The following is a 25,830-nucleotide window of genomic DNA, read 5'->3' on the forward strand; positions in this document are numbered from 1 at the left end:
CATTCTCACAAAACATTTCCGGAAATAGATAGTTATACATATCGAATTATCCAGATGTTTCGATAATTTTAACAATATAGAACAATGAGCAAACAACAATTTTTGAAGCGTGCCTCATTGACTTTTCTACTTACCCTTATTCTATCGGGTATCTCGTTTGGTCAAAATTGGCAAACCGATTTTCAGCAAACATTACAAACAGCAAAAGCAAAAGACCAACCCATTATCCTGGTATTTTCGGGATCGGATTGGTGCGCCCCGTGTATGAAGCTGGAGAACGAGATTTGGAGTTCGGATGAATTTAAAAACTATTCAGCAGAACATTTTGTACTTTACAATGCCGATTTTCCGCGAAAGAAAAAGAACCAGCCCGACAGCGAGCAGGTAAAAGCCAACAAAGCATTGGCCGAGAAATACAATACCAAAGGCTTCTTTCCGCTGGTGGTGGTGTTGGATAAAACCGGAAAGGTGCTGGGCGAAACAGGCTACAAAAAACTGTCGCCCAACGAATACATCAAACATCTTGAAACCTTTGTGAACTAATGGTTCGCCGTTTTTTAATACTACTTTTTTTAGTGTCTCTCGGAATTTCGGGTTTTAGTCAGCAAGCTTACAAGCAAACACTAAAACTTATGGGAAGCCGCTTTGATATTACTGTGGTTGCCACTAACGAGCAGGAAGGAAACGAATATATCGATCTGGCAGTTTCGGAGATTAAACGCATCGAAAAACTGATCTCATCGTGGGATGCCAATTCAGAAACCTCGGCAATAAATAACAATGCCGGAGTTCAACCGGTAAAAGTATCTCCTGAGTTATTTGCTTTAATCGAGCGGGCCATTCGTATTTCGGAATTAACCGACGGCGCTTTCGATATCAGCTATGCCTCGATGGACCGCATCTGGCAATTCGATGGAAGTATGACAGTGATGCCTTCGGAAGAAACCATTGCAGCTTCAGTGGCGAAAGTTGGATTTAAAAATATTGTGCTTGATAAAAGTGCCTCAACCGTTTTTCTGAAAAAAGAAGGGATGAAAATTGGTTTTGGTGCCATTGGCAAAGGTTATGCAGCCGACAAAGCCAAAGCGCTGCTGATGGAAAAAGGCGTGAGTGCAGGGATAATCAACGCATCGGGCGATATGAATACCTGGGGCAAACAACCCGACGGAACATACTGGAAGGTGGCGATTACCAACCCGATGAACAAAGACAAGGCTTTTGCACTGCTACCCATTAAAAATAGTGCAGTTGTTACTTCGGGCGACTACGAGAAGTTTGTAAAATTTAATGGGATCAGGTATACACACATTATCGATCCGCGCACCGGTTATCCGGCACATGGTATTATTAGTGCTACCGTATTTGCGCCAAAAGCCGAACTGGCCGATGCACTGGCAACATCCGTTTTTGTGATGGGAATTGATGTAGGCCTCGACCGCATTAACCAGCTGCCTCAAATAGAATGTATAATCATTGATGATAAAGGAACGATTCATCAATCAGAAAATATAAAAATCGAAACAGAATGACGATGAAGAAAAAATTCATTTTACTGGCCGGACTGGGCATAATGCTTTTCAGTTCGTGTACAGTGCTAAAGGAGTACGAGAAAGTAAATATAAACGATCCGGATATGGCACTGGCCAACCGCAAGATCGACAAATTTCAAACTACTTTTCAATCGTACCGCGAAGCGGCATCGGGAGCAAACGGAGGTAAAACCGGTGGTGGATGCGGCTGCAATTAAATCCAATTTCAGATATGAAGTATTTATTTAGTTTATTATTTATTGCTTCAGTACTTGTTGCAAGTGCCCAGGAAGATAACGCTGCGGGCGAATACAAAAAACGCGTACTGGAACATACCGAGATCGATTTTCTACTGAACTATTACGAGCAGGATGGAGAGAATGCCGCTGTTACAGGTGGCCGTGGAACCGAGGAATTACAGGATGTTTCGCCAACAATTATTGTAGCTGTTCCGTTAAACGACGACGATGTGCTGACCATTAACGCCAATATTTCGGCCTACACTTCAGCCTCGTCGAGCAATATAAATCCTTTCGACGGCAAACAACCTGCCGATCCTTTTGTGGCCAGCAGTGGTGCCTCAAAATCGGATATGTGGGGCAATGTGGTTGGTAGTTACAGCCACAGTTCCGACGACCGAAACCGGCTATGGAATGCCAATTTATCGGTTTCTGCCGAATTTGATTATGTCTCGTTTGGTTTTGGTGCGGGCCGTACCTGGTTGTTTAACGAAAAGAATACGGAATTATCGCTGAACGGAAATGTGTACCTCGATACCTGGAGCCTGATCTACCCCATCGAGCTGCGTCCACCGGGAGATGATGAGCCCGACGAAGACGATTATATGCTGGACGATGAAGATGACTTTTCGGGTAGTACGTTCGAACTCATTGTTCCCGGTTACAATCCGTCGTTTACCGAGCATCCGGGTAAGGGGCGAAACTCGTATTCGGCGGGACTTGGCCTGTCGCAAATTCTGTCGAGTAAACTGGTTGGCTATGTTTCGGCCGATTTTATTCTGCAGGATGGATTACTGTCGACACCCTACCATCGTATTTATTTTGCCGATAAAGAAGATTCTTTCTACGAAAACTTTCATTTGGCCGATGATGTGGAACGCCTTCCCGACTCGCGTTTTAAAATTGCATTGGGTGGCCGGCTCAACTATTTTGTGAATCACCGCATAACGCTGCGCACCTACTACCGGTATTATACTGATGACTGGGGCATAACATCGCACACGGCAAGTATTGAGATTCCGGTAAAGGTAACTGATAAGTTTACCATTTATCCGTCGTACCGGTTCTACAACCAAACGGCAGCCGATTATTTTGCGCCGTACAACGCGCATTTATCGACAGAAGAATTCTACACTTCGGATTACGACCTATCGGAATTCAGTGCCAACAACTACGGTTTTGGTGTTAGCTACACCGATGTATTTACCCAAAGCCACATCTGGAAACTGGGTTTAAAAAGTATCGATTTGAAATTCCATAAATACGACCGCGACTCGGAATTCTCGGCATCGATGGTTTCATTAGGGGTGAAGTTTGTTGTTGATTAAGCAATAGTAACTTTTAAAAAAAGCCCGGGGCTGTAAAATTTAAAACTTTGCAACTCTGGGCTTTTTTGCTTTAAAAACTGAATGGCTGTTTAATTCGCTACCCCTCTCCCTGTCGGGAGTTCCCCTCGCGAGGGGAGCCGGTTACCAGCTGCTGCACTGCGTTCCATCAACGCTTTTCACGAGTTTATTGGGATGTTGACAGACAAAGGGGTAAATTTTACAGTTAAAAATAACCGTTTATTCGCCAGAACCTACCGCTTATTGCCTGAGACCTACCGTTTATAAATTACCTCTTCATTTAAGTAGTATTTAACGTAACTTCATGGTCGATATCAATCAAAAGATCAAATACTAATTTTAAAATTTAAAAAATGAACAAAACTCAAACAAATCAATTCAGGATGTTTTTGAATACGCAGGAAGCATTAGACTCGAACAGCACATTATGGAGCAGTATTCCGATTATGCTAAGTACCAAGAACAATTTAGATGAACTGATTCAGCGCATTAGCGATGTAAACGAAAAAACAGTTTTGAATAGCAAGGCTGTAACGGCCAACAAAACGGCATCACTGAATGCCCTTATCGAAAAAGCGGTAACGCTCTCGGGAATTTTGCAGGCATATGCTGCTGTTACCGACAATATGAAGCTGGCAGGAAAAATTGCCCTTACCAAATCGGATATTACCAAAATACGCGAAACCGATGTTGAGGCTGTTGTGACCCCGGTAATTGATGAAGCGCGTAAAGAGTTGTCGAACCTGGCCGATTACGGATTAACCGAAGAGCTAATTGTAGAAGCAGAAACGTCGCTTGACGATTTTAAAACACAGATTGGCCAGCCACGAGTAGTACGCAACCAGGCTTTTGCTGCCATGACCTTGATGGAAGAACTTTTTGATGCGGCCAACGATTTAGTAAAAAACACGCTCGATAAACTGATGATCCGGTTTAAGTTTACCAACACCGAATTTTACTCGGAATACGAAAGGGCACGTACAATTGTAGATTAATTTAACGAAAAATATAATCTGGTTTCCGAAACGATTGTCGGAAGCCGGATTTTTTAGCAGGCCTGCAGTGAAAAGATGATGACGACAAATGAAAAGCTAAACAGAGTTGATGAAAAGATGTTGGCAAGTAAAATTTCGATAACAACAAGATGTGATCTGATTGAAGCAAGCAGTGAAAACAACTCCACACCTTATGAAAACATGACTGAACTGTATGAAAACATGATGCAAAGCAGTGAAAACATGTCGGCAAGTTGTGAATTGATCGTGCCCACAAGTGAATTGAACACCAGCAGAAGCGAAAACCACTCCATGCCTCATGCAAAGAACACCCAATCAGCATGTTACGGCACTTAAACTAAAAATATAATAACGCAATCTAAAACGCTATTAAACAACAATACAGCTCATTATACCCGAATTATGTATATATTTATGCTACCAAAAGATTAAAACCGTTGAATACTCGCCCGCAAATAAAGCTTGAACCAGGGAAACACCAACAACAGGAAATTATTCTGGTGAAGTTCGCACACAACCATGCGATTACAAACCGTTTGAAAGAATTATTCGCAGCACGGTGGAGTTCCACGCTTTTAGGCTGGACAATAGCAAGGGAGGATTTTAACCTGAGCCATTTTTTCGAAGCATTCAGAGAACTGGCTTATATTGATTATTCGGCGCTGAAAATAAAAACCAGGCCTGAGGTTTCGGAGAAAGCTAAGCGCGACTATTCTCACCGATTAGCCACCAAGCTGCCCAAAGGCTATCTTGAACTTTTAAAACAAAAACGATACAGCAAGAGTACAGGCAAGACTTACTCGGCCTATTTCAAAGATTTTATGCATTATTTTGATGAGAGGGATTTAGCGGAACTACAGGTTGAAGAGATAAATGCGTATTTGTTGGAACTAATAAACAAATGGGACATAACCACTAGCGAGCAGAACCAACGAATAAATGCCATCAAATTTTTTTACGAAAAAGTTCTCGGAAAAGGAAGACATGTGTACGAATTAGAAAGGCCCAGAAAAGAAACACTTTTACCGGATGTACTGAGTAAAGAAGAGGTAGGCGACATTTTAAATGCCACAAAAAATTTGAAACATAAAACAATGCTTTCGGCTATTTACTCCTGTGGTTTGCGAAGAAGCGAGGTTATTAATGTGCAAATTACCCATATTGACTCGAAACGAATGATGATAAAAATAAAGGGGGCAAAAGGGAAAAAAGACCGTTACGTTCAACTTTCGCCCAAGCTTTTAGAAATGTTACGTCAGTACTATACCCAATACAAACCAAAAGTTTGGTTATTTGAAGGACAAACGGGAGGCCGGTACGGAGCAGAAAGTATTTCGAAGTTATTAAAAGCAGCAGCCTACAGGGCCGGAATTAAAAGACGCGTGCACCTGCACATGCTGAGACATAGTTTTGCCACGCATCAGCTTGAACAAGGAGTTGATATACGTTATATACAAGCCTGGCTAGGACACGAAAGTGTTAAAACCACACAACGCTACACCCATGTTACGGAACATAATTTTAAGAATTTTAAAAATCCATTAGATGAACTACTTTAGCAAAAAGGTTGGGTTACACACCCATATTAGCCGTATAACCCAACCCGACAATAGAGATATAACCCAATGTTTTGGGTTCCAAATACGTTGTGTGGCATATTAAACAAAAGAAAATCGACAATCTAAGACATCAAATTGATACCAAAGAATAAAATGATATGAATTATAGTACTAATGAATCAACGAAAATCTTAAGTGATTATACTCAAAAAATTGAGCGCACATTACGTGAAAAAATTGAAAATCAAATTAATGGAAAATGGAATACAACCAATGGTGAATATGAAATAATTAAAATTGAACATTTTTCTCTGCATACAATTAATATTGAGGACGATAAATTTCATCTTTTGTTTTCACCGACTGGATGTGAGATTTCTGGGAATATTTCAATTAGAGCATTAGCTTATCCTCCTGGCTCAGATAGAAATGGTTATACGTCACATTATTTCGAGATTAACTTTAATCCAACAAACATAAAGTTCAATTTTGAGAATGAAATATTTATAATAGAGAACAATATCGATATTAGTTATATCTCCGTAAATAGAAATCATTTCTTTTAAAAGACTACTCCACAAATTGGTTGGTGCATATTGACAAATAAAGACATGGATGATTTAAAAAAGATATTTAGATTTTTCACTAAAGAGAATATTTCAATTACTCTCTTAATTATTTATTCAATCAGCTTTGTTAACTATTATCTTTATTATAAAAGCTTCAACATTCCTGTTTTTAATTACCTGTCTATTCCAGATTTGGTGTATTTCCCACTTGAATATATTTTTCAGATAGTGTTAATAATATTAATTTATGAAATATTTTTTTTCATAGTCTTTTCGATTTTTTGGACAATTTATGAGAGAATCGTACTAATCATAAGGAAAAAATTCTTTTACTATTTGCGTTTAGATAAAACCCAAAAAGCAAGGATTACTGATTTATTTGAAAAACCATTTAAAAATGGACTAACTGGCAGTAAATTTATAATCGCACTACTTGGAGTCTTTTTTATAGGTTATCTTCCAAATAAGTTACTTTTCATACCAGCATATTTTGTGTATTTCATTTATCTGACGGAGATTATGTCTGACAAAAAAATGCTAAATATTTCAATACCGATGGTGACAGTAATAATAATACTTTGCATGATTTTCACCACCTTATATAATTCATACACAAAAAGATTTGAAAAAGATGAATATTTAATTTCGTTCATTGAGAATAATGAATTTATCACAACGGAAAAGTGTAAAAGCAATTTAAATTATTTAGGAGAAACTTCCACAAATATTTTCTTGTACGATATTGAAAACAAAGTATCTAAAATATATAGCAAGTCAAAAATTACCAATTTGGAGATTCAAAATACGAGTAGTTTGGATGACATAATTCTGAAAATACGAGATTTTTACCCAATTAAAATATTTAGGGAGATGCTAAATGAATAAAATACGCCACACAACACGGTACATATTGCAGGGCGGGGTTCGGCGGTACGCCAACTGCGGATTCTCGCATCGCAGTTCCGTGTCCTTCGGACAGGAACGCTCTCCGAAATCCGCCCCGACAACATGTACCAACCGTTAACAACAAGCTTAAAAAAAGACGACAACGATGAATAATGAAAAATGGAATGAAATCTGCTTTCTGCTCTCCGAAAATATTCGGTCTGACATTAGTGAAAGTGATTTTGAAAAAAATGTAATTCAAGCATTGAGAGTTTTAGATTGGAAAGAATATTTGGGTGATATTCAAATCCGACCTTCATTTCAAATTGGAGCATCAAACAGAATAACTCCAGACTTTGTAATTAATTCATCGGAAAAAAGAAACCTTTTTGTAATTGAAATAAAACAACCAAACCTACCTTTAAATACAAATTTCCAACAACAATTATTCTCATATATGCGCCAATTGAGACTTCAATATGGAATTCTAATTGGTCAAGTCATTCAAGTATTTTATGACGGTGATTTAGCAAACCACGACGACCCCGTTTTACTTGAAACGATTGAATTTGAACAGAATAATCCCAAAGGAGCTAAATTCGTCGAGTTGTTTAGTAAAGAAAGTTTCAGCTTTGAATCATTAAAATCGTTCACAATAAACTCACTCAAAAAGATAAATCGCCGAACTGATAAAAAAATATTGGCACAAAAAATCTTGTCAGCGGACTACGAAAAAGAAGTGAAAAAATTGATTAAGCAAGACTTTTTAAATCAATACGACAGCGAGCTAATTGACAGTGTTTTAAATGAAATTTCAATAAACATTTCAAATCAAAATCAGGAGATAATTGGACAGCCAGAAATACAATCAGGAATTTTTGAAAAACCGGTAACGAATAGTTCAAGGGACAAAACAAAATACATAATCAACGGGACAGGACAAAAACTTGGGAAAAATAGGTTTGTCTTGGAATTAGTTCGAGCGTATTTGAGAAATAAACCGACGGATTTTATGAGCTTAAAAAACATTTTTAGGGATGATTTCCAAGGTTCAATTGGCGTAATTAACAGACTTGACCACGTTGAGACAAAATATGCAAATAAATCAGACAAAAGACATTTCACCGGGAAAGACGAAATTTTAACAAGTTCAGACCATGTGAAATTTGTTGTTTCGACACAATGGGGAAAAGGTAATATTGACAACATCGTGAGTTTAGGAAGAAAATTAGGATTTAAAATTGAAGAAATTGAATAAAAGCCAGTTGTTAACACAGTACATATTGCAGGGCGGGGTTTGGTGGTACGCCAACTGCGGATTCTCGTTTCGCAGTTCCGTGTCCTACGGACAGGAACGCTCTTCGAAATCCGTCCCGACAACATGTACCAACCGTTAGCAACAAGGCTAAAACTGTCTGTGGCAACAATCTCTAAAAAAAATCGTTTATTTGTAAAAATGGACTAAAAAGAAATTAAAATGAAAAGAAAAATGAAGATGAGGCTTAAATTTCTAATTGTATTATTATCAATTTCAGTTGCATTTGTTGCATGCGACAAAGACGACTTAAGTGGAGATGCTACCTTAAAAATTTCAGCAAAAATAAAAAATGGAGTAACTGAAAAAAGTAGCAGTAATATTACATCTGCTCAACTAACCTTTAATGAAGGATATGTCTGGGTTAGTGAAATTGTATTTGACGGAGATATAAAAGGAGAAGCATCCGTGAGTAAGTCAATTGAACGATTTTCTAAAATTAATTTTGCTACCGGGATTGCCGAGCCATCTTTGGATGATATTATAATTCCTGCCGGTGAATATACATCTGTATATCTCGGAGTTGAATTAAGAGACGAAGATAGTCAACCATGTATATTAATGAAAGGTACTTATCAAAGGACAGATGGGACTTCTTCGCCAATTGAATTCAGGTTTAATTCAGGTGAGGTGTTCGAGGCTGAGTCGGATGGAACCATTGTTGAAAGTAATAAAACCGCAATTGCAAGTATTGTTTTCGACCCTTCTGTATGGTTTAGTGTTATAAGTGCAACTCGCCTGGACAATGCAACGGTAAATAATGACGGAGTGATTATAATTAGTGAAAGCAGCAATGAATCTATTTTTGACGATGTTGCAGATAGATTGGATGTTTCGACAGAAGCTGAATTTAAATAAATGCAATAAAAATATTTGTGTAGAATGAGGGTATTAATATATCCTCATTTTTTTTGTTAATTAAATCAAAGCCCAGTTGCTAACATTTTGTAAATTGCATTGCGGGGTTCGTGGTGTGTCGTTCGCTGGATTCTCGCAACATCGTTCCGTCCTGCCGGACAGGAACGAGCTCCGAAATCCGCAACGACAACTTACAAGTGACCGTTATGCGGCATATTAAAAAAGACAAACTAACGAATTCTCAAATATGAAAAAACTAATTTTTATTGCATTTATTCTTTTCATCGCATTTTCATGTGAGAAAGAAGATTTTGGAGATGAAAATGAAACTCCACAGGAAACTAATCTAAAAAGTAAAACCATTAAAACATATCCTTATAAATACGGAGATGTTTATGGTGTTCCAATTATCGAAAAAAGCTGGGAATATGACTCAAACGGACTTTTAACGAAATACATTTTTAATCAAGACAATGGAAATTATTTTAACAGAGACAAAGAAGAATATTTTTACGATGAAAATAATCTATTGATAGAAAAAAAAGAATACAGTTTCAGCTCATTAGATTATCGTTACACCTATGAATACAACGAAAAAAACCAATGTACTAAAATGGTGCAACATGGTGAATATTCAAGTCAATCATACATCTACGAGTACGACAATAATGGTTTCCTCAAAAAAGAAACATGGAGATTTGATGACAGTGGAAACATAGGAAGAATAAAGACATTTTATAAAAATCAAATGGGACTTGACACTTTGGTAATCTATGATTACTCATCATCTGGAGTTTCCGAATATCGTTACAAATATGACTCAAAATGGAATATATTATCATGCGACATTTACAAGGTGGAAGACGCTGAAAATCACAATGAATACACAAACTCCTATGAATATGACGAAAAAGGAAGAATAAAAAGAAAAACAACCGTTTGGGAATATGTTATAAATTTTAATGGATATTACTATTCATACGACTACACATACATGGACAACGATTCAATTGAAAGTATTGATATTGACAATGCAATAAATACTGACTACCAACTTGAAGATTGGAGAATTGAAAAATATGAATACGAATATTATTAAATGCTAAAAATCAATAAAATAAAGAAAAAATACGACCGCATAACAAATTGTAAATTGCATTGCGGGGTTCGTGGTGTGTCGTTCGCTGGATTCTCGCAACATCGTTCCGTCCTGCCGGACAGGAACGAGCTCCGAAATCCGCAACGACAACTTACAAGTGACCGTTATGGGGCATTTTAAAATCAAATACAAACTAAAAATTTAGAATCATGAAACATCTAACATTTCTATTCAGTTTATTACTTTTCGCTTGTTCTATTCATGCGAAACATAGTTTTAATCCTATCGAGGTTAATGGCATTGAAGGCTACAATAATTTAAACAGATTGCAGCCAAATGACAAACATTTCGAAAAAGGAATGGAGTATCTTAAGTCAAAAAAATATGAGGAAGCGATTAAAGAATTTGACAAATCAATTAAACTTAATTCGGAGAATGGGAATGCATATAAGCAAAGAGGAATTGCCAAAGCTGAATTAGTTGGACAATGTTCAATTTACAATGCAAAAAAAGAGGAAGGAACTCCAGAGAAAAAGCCTCCTTTCAGTAAAGATTCGGCAAAAGAAGATTTAAAAAAAGCAAAGGAACTTGGTTGCGAGACAGACAAAGAAACTTTATTCATGCTTGGAATAAAACCGTCAGAATTATAAAAACACTCCATAGAAACTAAAATTTAGAAAAGGAAAATGAGAAATATTAGTTTTAAACTTTTTGTATTAAGTATATTAATTTTGTTTTTAATAAATTGTCAGAAACCTGATGGATTTATAATCAAAGGATATTTGACCAACGCTGATGGCAAAAAGGTTTACATAACACAAAGAGGAGGTGGGTTGTCAAGTGGCTCAAAAGTTGAGTTATTAGATTCTTGTATTGTAAAAAATGGAAAATTTCAATTTCATGGGAATTTAGACGAACCAAATTATTATTCAGTATTAGTTGAAAACACTAAGGGATGGAAACATTTTATTTTGGATTGTAATTCTATGTTGACTATTGATGGAAATGCAGATTCAATCTGGAAAGCAACGATTTCGGGTTCTGCAGACAATAAACTTTTGGATTCGTTAAAAATTGAATTAACAAGCCTATATAAGACAAATAAAGAAATCTGGGATTCTATCCGTGTGGCAAGAAAACAAAAAGATGAAATAAGAATCAAAGAATTGTACGCTGAACGTGCGTTATTAGATAAAGAAATTCTAAATCATCGTATTAATTTTATTCGAAAACACCCCGATTCATTTGAGAGTTTAATCCAACTATCAATTATATATGACGATGGAAGGAACGAAGAAAACACAATTGAGTTGTTTGATATTATTTCAGATAAACTTAAACAACACTCTGTTGGAAAAGAGATTCATTATCAATTATTTGAATTAAAAGATTTTTTGTCCCAACCTGTTTCATTTACACAGCCTGACACTACAGGGGAATTAATAAGTACAGATTCTTTTAAGGGTAATTACTTGTTGATTGAATTTTGGGCAAGTTGGTGCGGACCATGCAGAGCCGAAAATCCAAACCTTAAAGAAGCATACAATAAATTTAATAAAAAGGGATTTGAAATTATTGCTGTTTCTTTAGATACAAAGAAACAAAACTGGATTAATGCCATTCGAGAAGATAATTTAAACTGGATTCATGTTTCGGACTTAAAAGGTTGGAAAAATGAAATTGCCCAGAAATATGTTATTACCTCAGTCCCTTCAAATCTTCTTTTGGATAAAGATGGAAATATTATTGCAAAAGATTTAAAAGGTGAAAAATTATATAAAAAAATAACTGAACTATATGAATGACAAAAAACACCCCATAACAAAAGCTATATGTAATGCGGGGTTCAGCGGGTAAATCAACCGCAGTTCTTCGCATCAATACCGCCAATTCATCTTTGACGATTTGGCTATAAAAACAAAAATAGGAATAAACGAATTGGCTCAGTGGCAGCCTGACTGTGAAGCGTTTCAAAGTCCCGCACTCCACATAGCCAAACCGTTAGTGCCCATTTAAATGAACATTTACAGAAATGAATAAACGATTTTTAATATTTTGTTTTCTTTTAGTCTTGGTCAACCTGATTGGATTCAGCCAATCTGCAGCTGATTCATTGAAAATAGATATTTATTCCAGTGATTCAATAAACGGAATTTATATTCCCAAAGATTTGAATGATTGTTTTATTCAAATAGATGGATTTTGGAATGATTCTATAAAAACCAAGGTTCAGTCTTGGACAGAAAATGAATTTTGTGGTAATGCTCATTTGGGATTTGGGATGTGGATGAGAAATAATTGGGGATTATGGAGTGGTTCAAGACTACAAGTATATTTTAAAGATAAAGGAATATATCATCCTGATGATATGAGTGGTATCATCTTGACATCTTATCATAGGTATTTGACAGGGAAAGACGTTGAATTAAAAAAACAAATAAAGGAATATAAAGCATATTGGAAAAGTACTAACGCTAAACAAACTTCTTTGCGATTCGAAGCTAAAACAATTGGAAATAGAAAGTATACAAATATTGACACAGCTTTATTATATACTGATAGTATTATTGATATTGAACTTATTGGATATACCAAATTACCCAAGAAACTGAATAAATTTAGTAATTTAAGTAAATTAACTATTGAAGACTGTCCAAATTTAGATTTTCATAAAGCTTTTAATTCATTAGCAAATTATCAGAATCTTACAGAATTATATCTTTTTGATAATCGGATTAATGATTATCCATCAAATCTTGGCGATTTATCGAGATTAAAAAAATTATGGATATCAGGAGATAGTCTTACAAAACTACCTCTTGAAATTAAAAAAATAGAAAGCTTGAATGAATTAATGATAACCGAATGTCCTAATATCAATCTAGATACATTATTTAATTTATTAGTTGATGTAAAAAGCTTACGTGAACTTGATTTATCAGAAAATGAATTGTCCGAGATTCCCAATAGTATAAGAAACCTCACTCAAATAACTGAATTGTGGTTGGATGAAAATCAATTAACCGAAATACCACAAGGTGTCAAATCCTTATCTAACCTTGATTATTTAAGGTTGTTTAGCAATAATATTGAATCATTGAATTTAAAATCAGGTGATTTAATAAATCTTACAAATATTGATTTGTGTTACAATAGTTTTGAGAGTTTTCCGATGGAATTGGAATACTTAAAAAAATTGAGACGAGTGACAATGTGGTATAGTGAGATATCAATTATTCCTGAAGAAATAACTAAATTGAAAGGATTGGAATATCTAAACCTTACAAGAAATAATTTAACAGAAGAACAAAAGGAAAAATTGAAATTACAATTACCTAATACTGAGTTGAAACTGTAAAAAAAAACGGGCACTAACAATGTATATACAAAATAGGCGAAATGGTAGTAAATTCAACGGTTGTAGCCCGCTTCAAAATCATATCAGTTTGATAGGTTTGAAGCCCGCAATCGCCTACATTGCATATACTAACCGTTATGCGGCATATTAAAAAAGACAAACTAACGAATTCTCAAATATGAAAAAACTAATTTTTATTGCATTTATTCTTTTCATCGCATTTTCATGTGAGAAAGAAGATTTTGGAGATGAAAATGAAACTCCACAGGAAACTAATCTAAAAAGTAAAACCATTAAAACATATCCTTATAAATACGGAGATGTTTATGGTGTTCCAATTATCGAAAAAAGCTGGGAATATGACTCAAACGGACTTTTAACGAAATACATTTTTAATCAAGACAATGGAAATTATTTTAACAGAGACAAAGAAGAATATTTTTACGATGAAAATAATCTATTGATAGAAAAAAAAGAATACAGTTTCAGCTCATTAGATTATCGTTACACCTATGAATACAACGAAAAAAACCAATGTACTAAAATGGTGCAACATGGTGAATATTCAAGTCAATCATACATCTACGAGTACGACAATAATGGTTTCCTCAAAAAAGAAACATGGAGATTTGATGACAGTGGAAACATAGGAAGAATAAAGACATTTTATAAAAATCAAATGGGACTTGACACTTTGGTAATCTATGATTACTCATCATCTGGAGTTTCCGAATATCGTTACAAATATGACTCAAAATGGAATATATTATCATGCGACATTTACAAGGTGGAAGACGCTGAAAATCACAATGAATACACAAACTCCTATGAATATGACGAAAAAGGAAGAATAAAAAGAAAAACAACCGTTTGGGAATATGTTATAAATTTTAATGGATATTACTATTCATACGACTACACATACATGGACAACGATTCAATTGAAAGTATTGATATTGACAATGCAATAAATACTGACTACCAACTTGAAGATTGGAGAATTGAAAAATATGAATACGAATATTATTAAATGCTAAAAATCAATAAAATAAAGAAAAAATACGACCGCATAACAAATTGTAAATTGCATTGCGGGGTTCGTGGTGTGTCGTTCGCTGGATTCTCGCAACATCGTTCCGTCCTGCCGGACAGGAACGAGCTCCGAAATCCGCAACGACAACTTACAAGTGACCGTTGGCAATAATACTAAAAAAGCACCGTGCAATTGAATATGTCAGTTCTTATGTGTATATTTGCAAAATAAATGCACATTTTAAAATAAGAAAAATGATTATTCAAGAATTTAGTTTCGGAAACTTCAGGTCATTTAAGGATATTCAAACCTTAAATCTTGCATCCGCTAAAATAAAATCAAAATATGAATCTATTGATGAAAGTAATATTATTACAGATTCAAAATATAAGGATGCTTCATTTCTTAAATCAAAAGCAGTTTACGGAGCCAATGCGTGTGGGAAGAGTAATATTGTAAAAGCTTTTGTAACTTTTATTCGCATTATTCGGCAATCTGTTAAAGATGAGGAAATTTTAAATTTGGTTGAACCATTTAGACTTTCTACAGAGACAGAGAACGAACCAAGTTTTTTCCAATTAATCTTTTGGGTTGGCGATGTTAGATATAGGTATGGATTTGAACTGGATGATACCAAGGTTTTCGCAGAATGGCTTTATGCTAAACCAGGTGAACGAGAGCTTGCTTATTTCATTAGAGAAAATCAAGAAATCATTGAAATTGATAAAACCAACTTTAGTGAAGGGAACAAACTAGTAAGTTTATTTGACGATAGTTCTACTGACAATGAGATTTTTAGAAACAACTCCTTATTCCTATCGAGTATCTCTTCTCTGGGGTTTGGGAAATTATCAAAACAACTGACTGATAATATTGCATCAATTTTTGTGATTAATGGTTTAGGACATAGTGGACTCTTTTCATATGCTGGTGATTCTTTAAGTGATGAAAAAAGGAAGAAATATATTATTAATTTCTTGAAATACGGTGATACTGGTATTGAAGATATAGATACCTTTGACGTCCCATCAGAAGGTTCTTCAAAAGAATCAGAAACAGAAAACACTAACTCAGAAAAGGATAAAAAAACAAAGCTGGTTGTTTCGACAAGAAAAAAATATGATGAAAATCTTGAATTTTTAGAGAATGAACCTTTTCCTTTTAGAATGATGGAATCCGAAGGTACTCTAAAGTTGTTTGAACTAAGCCCTTTTGTATTTGAAGCATTGAAAGAAAATAGACCATTAATTATTGATGAATTCGATGCGAGGTTCCATCCATTGCTGACTAAAAAGATTATTGAATTGTTTAATTCAAAGAACAACCTGAGTTCTCAATTAATTTTCACTACTCACGACACAAATTTGTTATCAGCAGATATACTACGTAGAGACCAAATTGAATTTGTTGAAAAGGATAAATATGGTGCTAGTCATTTATACTCTTTAGTCAAATTTAAAGGAATTAGAAATACAGCTTCTTTTGAAAAGGATTATATCAATGGTAAATATGGCGCAATCCCATTCTTAGGTGATTTTAAAAAACTTTTAAACTTTGAAGACAATGCCTAAGAAAACGAAAGCGATAAAAGTTACTGATAAAAGAGCACAAAAGGCTTGGTTAAAGAAAGTCAAACCTTCGGTATATGAGATAGAGGTCAAGGAGCCAAACAAGACAATTTTAATTGTCGGAGAAGGACAAGCTGAAAAGTTATATTTTGAATCATTTCCTGTATTAACATTGACGGTAGAAGCAATCGATTTAGGTGGACAAAGTAAGCTTAAGTTGATTGAAATGACTGAATCTATTATTGCTAATAGCAAAAAGAAATATGATGAAGTCTGGTGTGTCTTTGATATGGATATAAAACAAGGTGAAAAAGAATTAGCAGATTTTGACAATGCAATAATAAGTGGTAAAGCAAAAGGTTATAACATAGCATACTCAAATGATGCTTTTGAGTTGTGGTTCTATTTGCATTATAATTTCACAGACCAAGCAAGCCATCGTAAATTCTATTATAAAACATTGGGGGATTTATGGAACTGTAATTATGAAAAAATTGGTAAATCGTATGAATTCTGCCAAAACATTTATGCTAGACTAGAGTCTGACATAAGTGCTTCACAGGAAGAAGCGATAAAACGAGCTGACAAACTTTTTAAGTCTCAATCACACTTGGACTATCACAAACAAAATCCCGTGACATTAGTATATGAACTTGTCAAATTCCTCAATGAGAATTCTAGAAAGTAGAAAGTACTATTGCCAACATTTTGTATAAGTAATGGCAGGGAAAGTACTAAATATCGAGGTTTGTAACCCGCTCAAACTGCTTAGCGGTTTGACAGGAAAGTACCACGCAATCTGCCACTACTCATACAATTTAACGTTGTAAGCAAGCTTGAACAAAAAACAAAAACTAAAATAGACTATGGCAAAAATCCCAATCGAAATTGAAAAAATCAAAACACTGAGTAAAAGTTATCGAATTGATAATTCAGACAATGAAGAAAATTATGTGACTGAATATCTTATTTCTGTAACTGAGAAGGGACAGGAATGGAGTAAAACTTTTCGTTGTGGGATAAACGAATTAATCAATTTCCGAGACAAAATTTCGGAACTAATAGAATCGACAACGACTGCTGAAAAGCTAAATATTACTAACGGCAAAGCAAACATTCTTGACAAACATTATGCTAACGATGAACTTTGTCAAAATTGTAATTACAAACTAACAAATCATTGTCTGACTTGTATTTTTGATTTACAAAGTCCTCTAGAAAGAAAATTATTTCTTGCATTAAACAAAGAGTATGTTCGATTTCAAACCCAATATACTCTAAATTGGAGAGGCGAAAGCATTTCAATTGCAGGGAAATCATACGACAACCCTAAAAACAATTTTAGAGAAGTTCTAACTGTTGTTGATTTTTATATTGAGAAAAGTGATGTTAAATTATGCATTTACACGGACGGACATACTTATCACGAAAGGACAGAAGAACAAGCTCAAAGAGACAAGCGTATTGACAGAAAACTTCAAGAATTGGGATTTAAAGTCTTGAGATATACGGGAAAAGATGTTAATGAAAATATTGATGAAATTATAAATGAAATTAAAAAATGGATATAAAAGCCAGCTTACAACAAATTGTATATGGCAGGCGGGGGTTTTAGCGGTCTGACAAGTCAGACCTTGTGCCTACTTTCCTGCGGGTCTGACACTCCCGATTGCATCGGGACCGCCCGACCACATACAAGTGACCGTTATAGGGCAGTTTGAAATAAAACACGACGATAAATGAAATAAAAAGATGCTTTAAATGATTTGTAGAGAGTAGAGACACAGGACGCATAGTTCAATGGATAGAACACGAGTTTGCCTAACACGGAGATGTGGGTTCGAGTCCCACTGCGTTTACTCTCAATTACAAATAAGGCACTAGGCAAAAAGCAACACTTGGAAAAGTGCTGCTTTGAATATTTTTAAAAATATCTGTGTGCCTAACACGGATGAAACAAAGATAAACGTTTTTTATAACACCTACAATACTGCTATAGGGCAGTTTAAAATGAATAAACGCGAAAACTAAACTAAAAAATAATGACATGGCAACATTCACCGAAATCAAAAACCAAGTAGAAGAGAAAATTAAAAATATAAAATCATTTAAAATAGGCAAAACAGGTCAACAGATGAAAGACAGGTTTGACAACAAATACAAAGACGAATATTCAAACTACGAAGAACTTGGTTGGTCTAACGAAAGAAATGTTATTGACAATGCAGAAGAATTTTTAATAAAAGAGTTTATAAACAACATGAAATGCAAAAATGAGCAAATCGGTAGCGGAGAAATGAAAGAATCAAAAAAATATATCATTTATATTGTTTGGAACTGATATGTAGATATGGGCGCGGCAATGCTCCAATAATCCAACGACTAGTATTGGGTAAACATCTCTCAACTATCTTGATGTGACAAATCCAAGAAACAATTTCTGAATATGTGTTTATAATTTTTTTCATACAACAAAAATACAACACTAAAAATCAACCGATAAAAAAGCCTACCGATGGAACAACAAACTGCATTAATAATATCAGCAACAATCTTAATTATTTCTGGTGTTTACAGTAAAATAAGGTTTACTTTAAACGACTTATCTGCCAAGATGTCTCATTTTAAACACGAACGAAACAAATTTGAGGTAATCATGCAGCCGAAGTGGTTTTTGCATAGCACGTATCCAATGATTGTTTTATGGTTGACATTGTCTATAATCTTATTTATGACTTTTAAATGGTGGGCGTTGCTTTACTTCCCATTAAGTATTATTGCTGTGTCAGTAATTTCGCTTATCACGCCTCCGAGTAAAAAATCAATTACTGTAATGTTTTTCAAAACAACACACATTAAATACAGGCAGAGGTTTAATTATAGCTCCGATGACGAAGAACTGCTAATAAAGGCAAATGACTTTCTATCCAAACTAACGGGGCTTAAAAACTAAACTAAATAATATGGAATTTATAGAAATAGAAAGCGGGATAGGGTCTACTTCGGAAGTGTCAGACTTTATTAAAGAAAATACGCGAATTACATTTCAGTTCGGATTTGACTTGACAATTAGGGGAACACGGGATGGTAAAAAAATACTTGCAACTAGATGGACTGCAAGACCAACTCGAAACAATATACGCACGTTTGAAATGTATTCAAACAAAGACTACGAAACGTGCGGAAAATACGATGCAAGCGATAAATATAAAATAAACGAGATACTGGATAAATCTCGTGAGAAATTCAACAATTACATAAAGGAAGAGATAAATGATGGCAAAATAAGAAATTTTGATTTTAGATATTTTCCCGAGGATTATCGTCTTGACCTTCTTCGTCGAATGAGTCAATATCTGGAATCTCATAAGTAAATCTGCCACCTATGCATTTGCCACTGCTGTCGTATATCCACTTGAAGGAATATCCCTTGTCATTTAATTCTTCTTTCATGAAACAAAGATACTCACCTTGAAAATAACACTTTAAAAAGCACCATGTACGAACCACATAGACAAAATAATAAATACGCAAAAGCAGCACTTAGGGGCTGTTGAGACTTGTCGTAGGAATTGTTATTGGAATAATTAGTGCAAAACGACACGACTGGTTGATTATTATAAATAAAGGCGGTGGCTTTATATTTATTGAAGCAGTGTTGACTTTTATAATAATCTACATAAAAGTACATAGAGATAATAAATTATACCAAGACATTCTTCCCAACCTCCCATATGTGATTGCAAATAAAGTCATGTGGCAGCAAGTGTTTTTATCGACACTATTCATTGGAGTTGTGGCGACTTTGACAAAACTAATAACAAATATTTTCGTGTAATGAAAATAAACGGAACATATCAAGATATAATAGAATCAAAAAACATAGAATGCATCCTGACAATAGAAAACAAAGAGTTATCTGTATCAGCTCCAATCAAGATATTTGGGCAAATAAAACAACCTAAAAACAAAAAAGACTTTAGATGTCACGAGTTTTCAGGAAACAAAAACTTCAGTTACACGCACATCATAAAATACATAGATACAGAAAACAAAGACATTGAAATCTTTGCGATATTATCTAAGAAAGAAGCTAAAAAGATAGACAATATTTTAAATGGGGTTTGGTTTAGAGGAAATCAGGCAATATTAGCATTTGTTACAACTGCAATTATACTTGCAGCTACAATTATTTTATTTGTAATACAAAACTATTGCATTAAATAAACAAACAACAAAACAGGAGTCATTATGGGAATCACAAACATTATAGCGACTATTGTTCCTCTGATTATAAAACCTAAGAAAGATTGGTGGTCTCTTGAGAAATAAAAGTCACCAAGGAAGTCTGCAAATCGTTCAAAAATATCTTCTATAAAATTATATATACGCATGACTATTAACCTTTAAAATTTATAAATTATGAAAACACCTGAATTTATTACAGTTCACACACCTCATGGAAAACGAATCTTAAACACATCAGAAATCGCATCAATAGAGCATAGAACAGATGGTAGTTTAATACGAATGACAGTAAAAAATGAAGATGACAAGTTTGTTGAATATTTCACAACTAAAACTGTATTCATAAACACTAACGAAACGGATTAGAAGATGAGTCAATAGGGCAATTGCGGGTTAGTGTCTTTAATTCATCGAGTAATAATTCAATAGCACTAATCGAGAGACCACTCAGAATTGGAAATATCTCTTCATAAGCATCTTTCCTTTTCTGTTCCATTGTTTTTTCTTTTTTTAGTTCTGACATGACAAAATTAAAAAACCGCCCTATAACAATCTGTATATAACACGCTTGGTGTTGTAGTACGGTGATAAAACATTATTTTAATTAACTCTGCGGTTAGTATGAAATGATACAGACTTTAATCAAGCGCATTACATACAGGTAACCGTTGTGTGGCATATTAAACAAAAGAAAATCGACAATCTAAGACATCAAATTGATACCAAAGAATAAAATGATATGAATTATAGTACTAATGAATCAACGAAAATCTTAAGTGATTATACTCAAAAAATTGAGCGCACATTACGTGAAAAAATTGAAAATCAAATTAATGGAAAATGGAATACAACCAATGGTGAATATGAAATAATTAAAATTGAACATTTTTCTCTGCATACAATTAATATTGAGGACGATAAATTTCATCTTTTGTTTTCACCGACTGGATGTGAGATTTCTGGGAATATTTCAATTAGAGCATTAGCTTATCCTCCTGGCTCAGATAGAAATGGTTATACGTCACATTATTTCGAGATTAACTTTAATCCAACTGTAAGCTTCCCCTTTTTAGGACTATCTAAAAATAGATTATTTTCTTTTTTATAACCAAATTCTAAAAGCCTTTTCAGTGTGATTTTTGGTTCTGTCAAGGGCGACTGAGTGAGCGAAGTCGTTTATATACCCTTGACAGGTTCATGAATCACATTTTCTTTGCTTTTTAGCTTTTGGTTTTTCATTTTATTGGCATAATCTATGGGAGTCATTCCCCCCAGTGAATCATGCGGCCTTTTATAGTTGTAATCAAATATCCATTTATCTGTTTCATCTCTGGCTTCATCCAGCGATTGGAACAGGTAAGCATCCAGTACCGCTCTGCGGTATGTTCCGTTTAGTCGTTCCACAAAAGCATTCTGCGTTGGCTTTCCTGGCTGAATATATAAAAGTTCTATTCCTTGAAGTTCACTCCATTCTTTTAAAAGTTCTGCAATAAACTCAGGACCATTATCCATCCTTATTTTCATTGGTTTGCCTCTACGCTTTATTAAGTGGTTCAAAACATAAACTACTTTATTACTTCGAATCGAATGGTCAAGTTCAACATGAAGTGCTTCTCGGTTAAAATCGTCCATGATATTAAAACTCTTTATCTTCCGCCCGTTTTCAAGTGCATCGTGCATAAAATCAATCGACCAGCAATGATTGATGGTTTCAGGAATTACCAAAGGAAGCTTAACTCTGGCAGGGAGCCTTTTCTTTACTTTCCTTCGCATGTTTAGCTTCATCATGCAATAAACCCGATATACCCGCTTGTGGTTCCAGTCATGACCTTCCAGGCGTAATCGGCCATAGGTTTTCCAAAAACCTTCGGTTGGGTGCTCTTTCGCTTTTATGGTAAGTGCTTCAATTATCTCAGCATCATCTTTTATCGATTCATAATAATAAACCGAACGACTGATGTTTAGTACACGGCACGCCCTGCGGATGCCTACTTTTGGAACTTTGCAAACTTCTTTTGCAATCTCTCGTTTTTCACAAGGCTTTAAAGCTTTTTTTCGATAATCTGTTTGGCAAGTTTTAAATCCAGGGCTTGTTCAGCATACATCATTTTTAACTTGCGGTTCTCCTCTTCAAGTGCCTTGAGCTTTTTTAACTCAGAGGCTTCCATGCCACCAAAACGTTGACGCCATTTATAAAAGGAGGCTCGGCTAACGCCATGGTCTCGAACAATTTCTTCTACGCTTTTGCCGTTCTCGTACTCCTTCAAAATGGAGGAGATTTGCTGTGGTGTAAATCTTTTCTTCTTCATCTTTTAACAGTTCAAAATTAACGTTTATTTGTCTACTTTTAAACTGTCCTGTTTTTGGGGAAGCTTACACAACAAACATAAAGTTCAATTTTGAGAATGAAATATTTATAATAGAGAACAATATCGATATTAGTTATATCTCCGTAAATAGAAATCATTTCTTTTAAAAGACTACTCCACAAATTGGTTGGTGCATATTGACAAATAAAGACATGGATGATTTAAAAAAGATATTTAGATTTTTCACTAAAGAGAATATTTCAATTACTCTCTTAATTATTTATTCAATCAGCTTTGTTAACTATTATCTTTATTATAAAAGCTTCAACATTCCTGTTTTTAATTACCTGTCTATTCCAGATTTGGTGTATTTCCCACTTGAATATATTTTTCAGATAGTGTTAATAATATTAATTTATGAAATATTTTTTTTCATAGTCTTTTCGATTTTTTGGACAATTTATGAGAGAATCGTACTAATCATAAGGAAAAAATTCTTTTACTATTTGCGTTTAGATAAAACCCAAAAAGCAAGGATTACTGATTTATTTGAAAAACCATTTAAAAATGGACTAACTGGCAGTAAATTTATAATCGCACTACTTGGAGTCTTTTTTATAGGTTATCTTCCAAATAAGTTACTTTTCATACCAGCATATTTTGTGTATTTCATTTATCTGACGGAGATTATGTCTGACAAAAAAATGCTAAATATTTCAATACCGATGGTGACAGTAATAATAATACTTTGCATGATTTTCACCACCTTATATAATTCATACACAAAAAGATTTGAAAAAGATGAATATTTAATTTCGTTCATTGAGAATAATGAATTTATCACAACGGAAAAGTGTAAAAGCAATTTAAATTATTTAGGAGAAACTTCCACAAATATTTTCTTGTACGATATTGAAAACAAAGTATCTAAAATATATAGCAAGTCAAAAATTACCAATTTGGAGATTCAAAATACGAGTAGTTTGGATGACATAATTCTGAAAATACGAGATTTTTACCCAATTAAAATATTTAGGGAGATGCTAAATGAATAAAATACGCCACACAACACGGTACATATTGCAGGGCGGGGTTCGGCGGTACGCCAACTGCGGATTCTCGCATCGCAGTTCCGTGTCCTTCGGACAGGAACGCTCTCCGAAATCCGCCCCGACAACATGTACCAACCGTTACATGTAATTTTGAAGAGAACACAAATGAGAACTATTTTAGTAATACTTTCAATATTATTTTCTTGCAGTCTTAACGCACAGACTAAAGAAAAAAATCAAATTAAAATTGAGCAAGGAGAATTGGGAATTGTTCGAGATTCCAATTTGGAATTTAAACTATTAGAATCAGGTGTTTATTCGAAAGACAGATTGTCAATAATTACAATTTATACGCTTACTGAACAGAATTTCGAACAAGATTGTAACGTCTATTCAAAGCATGGTAAGAAATATGACATTAAGATATCGACAAAGTATCAATTTAACAGAGAAGCTATTTCTAATATCTCAAAGCTTTCAAATCCAATCCCCTTAGATTATTTAAGATATGAGTTAATACCAGAAATAAGATTTGCAGCAAGAGAAATAACAGGATATTACACATTTGATGAATTAGACCAGAATAAGGCAGGGAAAGAAATATTGGAATTTCTTAAGACTCGCTTGAAAACCGGAGTTTTAATAAAATCAATTGATATTGAAATAATAAATAAATAAAAAACTACATGTAACACAGTGTAAATTTAATAGCGGGTTCGGTGGGTGTTCCAACGTTGGATTCACGCCCAATTATCCGTTCCTATCGGACGGATAACCGCACGCAAATCCGCTACAAAACTTACACAAACCGTTATCATTCAGTTTAAACAGTATGGTGGTAGATAAAGGGGAAGTGGAATCTAGCGGAAAGAAAAATGGATAAGAAAATAACCAAAATAATAAAGGAAAGATTCGCTAATAATGAATTTGATGTGAAGTCAAATTTGACGTTCTATAAGCAAAATAAAGCTGAGTTTTACGAAATGGTCAGGCGTGGAATTATCACCAAGAATGTAGGTGGTAAGATTTACTTAATCGAAAAACCAAAGCCATTTATTAAGAAACACGCAAAATGGATAATTACAACAGTAATCGCACTGGTTGTAGCAATTACCCCATTTGTAATCAAAAAATGTGATACGGATTCCCCGGCAAATAAGCAGAAAGATATAACCCAATCGTCATACCAAGAACAAAATAAAATAGAATCTGAAAAAAATTATCAGAATTTAAACCAAGTAGATTCAATACGTTATCAAAAAACCGATTCAGCAAGCGTCCCATAACTTAAAACTTAACAACACTATCGTGTTGGTTGATGTAGGAATAAAAATTTACAACTATGAAAAAATTACTATTCATTAGAAAAATCAAATTAGACTTTAATGGCAATGATCGCATGTTTATTCAATATCAAGATATCATAGATGGTGAACTATTGAGTCTTAAAGATGAAAACAAAGGCATTCAATTTAAATTTGCCGAAGAATTAACAGCAATAACAGAGGATCATGTCATTTTTTCATTCTGGGGCGATTATAAAGGCTAATAATATTCATAATACCTAATGCTAAACCTAAAGAACAAAAACCTTACAATACGCTTCTTTTTGAAGAAATTGCCATACAGTTTCTTTCGGGTTTCGTTCACAAGTTCATCGTGAATATAAAACAGAGGCCTTTTTACCATCACTTAGATTAAAAACCGAATGATAACAAATTGTATATTTCATTTCGGTGTGGTTACTTAAAACGGCCAGTATTTGTTATGAAACGATTGGTTAATACTTGAAATATCTTATTCCCGAAATAGAAACATACAAGTGACCGTTACCGCCAATATTGAGG

Annotated in this window: 31 protein-coding genes and 1 tRNA gene; 30 read left to right on the plus strand and 2 right to left on the minus strand. The window is 34.4% G+C overall.

The genetic code is table 11. The features are described 5' to 3' along the window. Positions 1 to 84: 84 nt before the first annotated feature. From G0Q07_RS14080 to G0Q07_RS14200, 25 genes are all read left to right on the plus strand, one after another. A complete protein-coding gene (locus G0Q07_RS14080) occupies positions 85 to 543 on the plus strand; it encodes a thioredoxin family protein (RefSeq protein ID WP_163347209.1) in 459 nt (152 codons plus the stop codon). A gap of 89 nt (positions 544 to 632) precedes the next feature. Next, positions 633 to 1,529 (plus strand): FAD:protein FMN transferase, encoded by an 897-nt coding sequence (locus tag G0Q07_RS14085; RefSeq protein ID WP_246222905.1) that lies wholly within the window; start codon positions 633 to 635, stop codon positions 1,527 to 1,529. A gap of 2 nt (positions 1,530 to 1,531) precedes the next feature. Further along, positions 1,532 to 1,747: a DUF4266 domain-containing protein gene (locus G0Q07_RS14090; protein ID WP_203532552.1), complete on the plus strand. Its 216-nt coding sequence runs from the start codon at positions 1,532 to 1,534 to the stop codon at positions 1,745 to 1,747. A gap of 14 nt (positions 1,748 to 1,761) precedes the next feature. Further along, the gene (locus tag G0Q07_RS14095) at positions 1,762 to 3,096 is read left to right on the plus strand and encodes a DUF3570 domain-containing protein (RefSeq protein ID WP_203532553.1); all 1,335 of its coding nucleotides are present in this window, start codon (positions 1,762 to 1,764) and stop codon (positions 3,094 to 3,096) included. A gap of 371 nt (positions 3,097 to 3,467) precedes the next feature. Further along, complete coding sequence (locus G0Q07_RS14100) at positions 3,468 to 4,109, plus strand: hypothetical protein (protein WP_163347216.1); 642 nt, start codon at positions 3,468 to 3,470, stop codon at positions 4,107 to 4,109. Between the two features lie 75 nt (positions 4,110 to 4,184). Next, positions 4,185 to 4,466: a hypothetical protein gene (locus tag G0Q07_RS14105; RefSeq protein WP_163347218.1), complete on the plus strand. Its 282-nt coding sequence runs from the start codon at positions 4,185 to 4,187 to the stop codon at positions 4,464 to 4,466. 101 nt (positions 4,467 to 4,567) lie between these two features. After that, positions 4,568 to 5,689, plus strand: coding sequence for a tyrosine-type recombinase/integrase (locus G0Q07_RS14110; RefSeq protein WP_163347226.1), 1,122 nt, complete (start codon positions 4,568 to 4,570; stop codon positions 5,687 to 5,689). A 158-nt stretch (positions 5,690 to 5,847) separates the two neighbouring features. Next, on the plus strand, positions 5,848 to 6,255 hold the full coding sequence (locus G0Q07_RS14115) for a hypothetical protein (RefSeq protein ID WP_163347228.1): 408 nt from the start codon (positions 5,848 to 5,850) through the stop codon (positions 6,253 to 6,255). 45 nt (positions 6,256 to 6,300) lie between these two features. Beyond that, complete coding sequence (locus G0Q07_RS14120) at positions 6,301 to 7,143, plus strand: hypothetical protein (RefSeq protein ID WP_163347230.1); 843 nt, start codon at positions 6,301 to 6,303, stop codon at positions 7,141 to 7,143. A 166-nt stretch (positions 7,144 to 7,309) separates the two neighbouring features. Then, positions 7,310 to 8,401, plus strand: a complete 1,092-nt coding sequence (locus G0Q07_RS14125; protein WP_163347232.1) for a type I restriction enzyme HsdR N-terminal domain-containing protein — start codon at positions 7,310 to 7,312, stop codon at positions 8,399 to 8,401. 219 nt (positions 8,402 to 8,620) lie between these two features. Further along, positions 8,621 to 9,316, plus strand: coding sequence for a hypothetical protein (locus G0Q07_RS14130; RefSeq protein WP_163347234.1), 696 nt, complete (start codon positions 8,621 to 8,623; stop codon positions 9,314 to 9,316). 247 nt (positions 9,317 to 9,563) lie between these two features. Beyond that, entirely contained in the window at positions 9,564 to 10,415 is an 852-nt protein-coding gene (locus G0Q07_RS14135) for a hypothetical protein (protein WP_163347236.1), read from the plus strand. A gap of 209 nt (positions 10,416 to 10,624) precedes the next feature. Further along, positions 10,625 to 11,065 (plus strand): tetratricopeptide repeat protein, encoded by a 441-nt coding sequence (locus G0Q07_RS14140; protein WP_163347238.1) that lies wholly within the window; start codon positions 10,625 to 10,627, stop codon positions 11,063 to 11,065. A 36-nt stretch (positions 11,066 to 11,101) separates the two neighbouring features. Beyond that, positions 11,102 to 12,220, plus strand: a complete 1,119-nt coding sequence (locus G0Q07_RS14145; protein WP_163347240.1) for a TlpA disulfide reductase family protein — start codon at positions 11,102 to 11,104, stop codon at positions 12,218 to 12,220. Between the two features lie 227 nt (positions 12,221 to 12,447). After that, entirely contained in the window at positions 12,448 to 13,773 is a 1,326-nt protein-coding gene (locus G0Q07_RS14150; protein WP_163347242.1) for a DUF6794 domain-containing protein, read from the plus strand. Positions 13,774 to 13,951: 178 nt separating this feature from the next. Continuing rightward, positions 13,952 to 14,803 carry a hypothetical protein gene (locus G0Q07_RS14155; protein ID WP_163347236.1) on the plus strand — a complete coding sequence of 284 codons (852 nt, stop codon included), beginning with the start codon at positions 13,952 to 13,954 and terminating at the stop codon, positions 14,801 to 14,803. A gap of 257 nt (positions 14,804 to 15,060) precedes the next feature. Continuing rightward, complete coding sequence (locus G0Q07_RS14160) at positions 15,061 to 16,377, plus strand: AAA family ATPase (RefSeq protein ID WP_163347244.1); 1,317 nt, start codon at positions 15,061 to 15,063, stop codon at positions 16,375 to 16,377. Continuing rightward, positions 16,370 to 17,062: an RloB family protein gene (locus tag G0Q07_RS14165; RefSeq protein ID WP_163347246.1), complete on the plus strand. Its 693-nt coding sequence runs from the start codon at positions 16,370 to 16,372 to the stop codon at positions 17,060 to 17,062. The genes G0Q07_RS14160 and G0Q07_RS14165 overlap by 8 nt, the downstream gene beginning before the upstream one ends. A gap of 178 nt (positions 17,063 to 17,240) precedes the next feature. Then, positions 17,241 to 17,945 (plus strand): endonuclease domain-containing protein, encoded by a 705-nt coding sequence (locus tag G0Q07_RS14170; protein WP_163347248.1) that lies wholly within the window; start codon positions 17,241 to 17,243, stop codon positions 17,943 to 17,945. Between the two features lie 215 nt (positions 17,946 to 18,160). Next, positions 18,161 to 18,233 (plus strand) — tRNA-Gly (locus tag G0Q07_RS14175). Between the two features lie 188 nt (positions 18,234 to 18,421). Continuing rightward, on the plus strand, positions 18,422 to 18,715 hold the full coding sequence (locus G0Q07_RS14180; RefSeq protein ID WP_163347250.1) for a hypothetical protein: 294 nt from the start codon (positions 18,422 to 18,424) through the stop codon (positions 18,713 to 18,715). A gap of 174 nt (positions 18,716 to 18,889) precedes the next feature. Then, entirely contained in the window at positions 18,890 to 19,327 is a 438-nt protein-coding gene (locus G0Q07_RS14185; protein ID WP_163347252.1) for a hypothetical protein, read from the plus strand. A gap of 10 nt (positions 19,328 to 19,337) precedes the next feature. Then, a complete protein-coding gene (locus G0Q07_RS14190; protein ID WP_163347254.1) occupies positions 19,338 to 19,748 on the plus strand; it encodes a hypothetical protein in 411 nt (136 codons plus the stop codon). A gap of 382 nt (positions 19,749 to 20,130) precedes the next feature. Beyond that, positions 20,131 to 20,601 (plus strand): hypothetical protein, encoded by a 471-nt coding sequence (locus G0Q07_RS14195; protein ID WP_163347257.1) that lies wholly within the window; start codon positions 20,131 to 20,133, stop codon positions 20,599 to 20,601. A gap of 195 nt (positions 20,602 to 20,796) precedes the next feature. Next, entirely contained in the window at positions 20,797 to 20,988 is a 192-nt protein-coding gene (locus G0Q07_RS14200) for a hypothetical protein (protein WP_163347259.1), read from the plus strand. Here G0Q07_RS14200 and G0Q07_RS14205 read toward each other — a convergent pair. After that, positions 20,972 to 21,118 (minus strand): hypothetical protein, encoded by a 147-nt coding sequence (locus G0Q07_RS14205; protein ID WP_163347261.1) that lies wholly within the window; start codon positions 21,116 to 21,118, stop codon positions 20,972 to 20,974. The genes G0Q07_RS14200 and G0Q07_RS14205 overlap by 17 nt on opposite strands. Positions 21,119 to 21,361: 243 nt before the next feature. Here G0Q07_RS14205 and G0Q07_RS14210 point away from each other — a divergent pair, with 243 nt between their 5' ends. Continuing rightward, a complete protein-coding gene (locus G0Q07_RS14210) occupies positions 21,362 to 21,730 on the plus strand; it encodes a hypothetical protein (RefSeq protein WP_163347263.1) in 369 nt (122 codons plus the stop codon). A 68-nt stretch (positions 21,731 to 21,798) separates the two neighbouring features. Here the strand turns inward: G0Q07_RS14210 and G0Q07_RS14215 are convergent. Then, positions 21,799 to 22,931 (minus strand): IS3 family transposase gene (locus G0Q07_RS14215; RefSeq protein WP_394366525.1). Its coding sequence is split into 2 segments (ribosomal slippage): positions 21,799 to 22,670 and positions 22,670 to 22,931, totalling 1,134 coding nucleotides; the frame shifts between segments, so codons are not numbered across the junction. Positions 22,932 to 23,143: 212 nt separating this feature from the next. Between G0Q07_RS14215 and G0Q07_RS14220 the strand changes: the two genes are divergently transcribed. The 4 genes from G0Q07_RS14220 (at position 23,144) to G0Q07_RS14235 (ending at position 25,532) form a co-directional block, all read left to right on the plus strand. Further along, positions 23,144 to 23,986, plus strand: a complete 843-nt coding sequence (locus G0Q07_RS14220) for a hypothetical protein (RefSeq protein ID WP_163347230.1) — start codon at positions 23,144 to 23,146, stop codon at positions 23,984 to 23,986. Between the two features lie 162 nt (positions 23,987 to 24,148). After that, complete coding sequence (locus G0Q07_RS14225) at positions 24,149 to 24,661, plus strand: SPFH domain-containing protein (protein WP_163347267.1); 513 nt, start codon at positions 24,149 to 24,151, stop codon at positions 24,659 to 24,661. A 197-nt stretch (positions 24,662 to 24,858) separates the two neighbouring features. Then, positions 24,859 to 25,269, plus strand: coding sequence for a hypothetical protein (locus G0Q07_RS14230; protein WP_163347269.1), 411 nt, complete (start codon positions 24,859 to 24,861; stop codon positions 25,267 to 25,269). Positions 25,270 to 25,325: 56 nt separating this feature from the next. After that, positions 25,326 to 25,532, plus strand: a complete 207-nt coding sequence (locus tag G0Q07_RS14235; protein ID WP_163347271.1) for a hypothetical protein — start codon at positions 25,326 to 25,328, stop codon at positions 25,530 to 25,532. The last annotated feature ends 298 nt before the right edge of the window (positions 25,533 to 25,830 follow it).

Source organism: Draconibacterium halophilum, from assembly GCF_010448835.1.
In the GTDB taxonomy this organism is placed as follows: Bacteria; Bacteroidota; Bacteroidia; order Bacteroidales; family Prolixibacteraceae; genus Draconibacterium; species Draconibacterium halophilum.